Below are 1,429 nucleotides of genomic sequence, written 5' to 3'. Positions count from 1 at the left end.
CGCAGAAAGTAATAGCGCAGGATTTCTTCCCGCGTCTGCTCCGGCAAAACAGAGATCGCGTCGGCAAGGGCGGCGTTGCAGAGCAGGACGGTCTGACCGCAGACGGTAAATGGGTATTCCTCGTCCGGCTCCGACGCGGCAAACTGGACAAACTTCTCGTTCATCAGATAGTCAAGGGAAACTTGCCGTTCCCATTGCCGTTTAAGCTTCAAAATCTTGTCCAAGGCGGCACAGCGGATAACAGTCTTGCAAAAGGCGTTGTACCTGCGCTGGATATATTCTTGATAGGCTATCTGGTCGGTCATGGAAATTCCCCTTTCTGAATAATAGTGCGGGGCGGTGGCACTTCTTGCTGTCGCCCCTTGATTGCCTACCAGCAAAGGCGGGCGGGGCTGTCAACGGCTGCGCATATGCGCCGTTCATCTTGACCGTTGACTGGCTCGGCTGGGTTTGCTATTTACCCGACAAACTTGAATTTATTTTAAGCTATCACGTTTTACCTTCTTAAGCCTTACTATCATTACCATAGGAATTTCTTTGTTGGTTTTAAAACATTCTTCATAAAATCCATCAATGACAAATCCAGCTCTAAAACAAAGGTTAAAAATATCTTGTATGGAACGATGATAATAAATCTGCTCTTTCGGTTGCCCTTCAATCGCTATATCATAGTAACTGTGCGGTGTCATATATTTTTCAGTCAACGTGACAAAACAAGGGTGTTGCGTTGCAAAGACAAAAATTCCGCTTTCCTGCAACAGTTCATAAACAGCCATAAGAAGTGGTTCAATATCCGTAATATCCATAATTGCCATATTAGAAACTGCTTTCGTAAAGGCTCGATTTCTTTTTAATTCTAATATACTTTTTCTATCGGTCGCATCCGCCACACAAAATTCAATTTGTTTTGCATATTGTGATTGCCGTCTTTTAGCCAATTCTATCATTTTTTTGCTGTAATCAAAAGCGACAACCGAAGCGCCTCTTTGTGCAAGATACGAAGAATAATTTCCATTGCCACACGCAATATCCAAAATGTAATCCGCAGGATTAGGAGATAGAAGTTCCGTTACTTTGGGACGCACTACCTCTCTGTGAAATTCATTAGATTCGTCACCCATTGCATTATCCCAAAATTGTGCGTTCTCCTCCCAGATTTTTTTACTTTCCTCTGTTCCCATGTTCTCTCCCACTCCCCAAATTTGCTTTTTTGCTTCCATTAAATCTTCCTTACTATATTCCATTGTTACCCTCCATAACTTCTGATTGTTGCCGTCTTGACGATTATGTATCTTTACATTACCTTCTGAAACATATGGCGCACCTTGTCCAGGCGGCTGTTTGGACGGCGGGGCTGGATGACCGGCTGACCGACAGCGGCCTGATATCCTTTCAGCTCTGTAAGGCATACGCTCCGCCCGTTGGTGTA

Annotated in this window: 2 protein-coding genes and 1 pseudogene; all 3 read right to left on the bottom strand. The window is 44.3% G+C overall.

Annotated elements, in window-relative coordinates:
- A partial coding sequence (locus KQI83_RS13055; protein WP_216558876.1) for a sigma-70 family RNA polymerase sigma factor occupies positions 1–305 on the bottom strand: 305 nt, incomplete at its 3' end.
- 171 nt (positions 306–476) lie between these two features.
- On the bottom strand, positions 477–1,244 hold the full coding sequence (locus tag KQI83_RS13050) for a class I SAM-dependent methyltransferase (protein ID WP_002586626.1): 768 nt from the start codon (positions 1,242–1,244) through the stop codon (positions 477–479).
- Between the two features lie 50 nt (positions 1,245–1,294).
- Positions 1,295–1,429: pseudogene (locus tag KQI83_RS13045) on the bottom strand (elongation factor G); the annotation flags it as partial.

This window comes from Roseburia sp. MSJ-14 (genome assembly GCF_018918225.1).
Classification (GTDB): Bacteria; Bacillota; Clostridia; order Lachnospirales; family Lachnospiraceae; genus Petralouisia.
The sequence above is the reverse complement of the archived record's forward strand: the minus strand, read 5'-3'. Positions and strand labels throughout refer to the sequence as shown.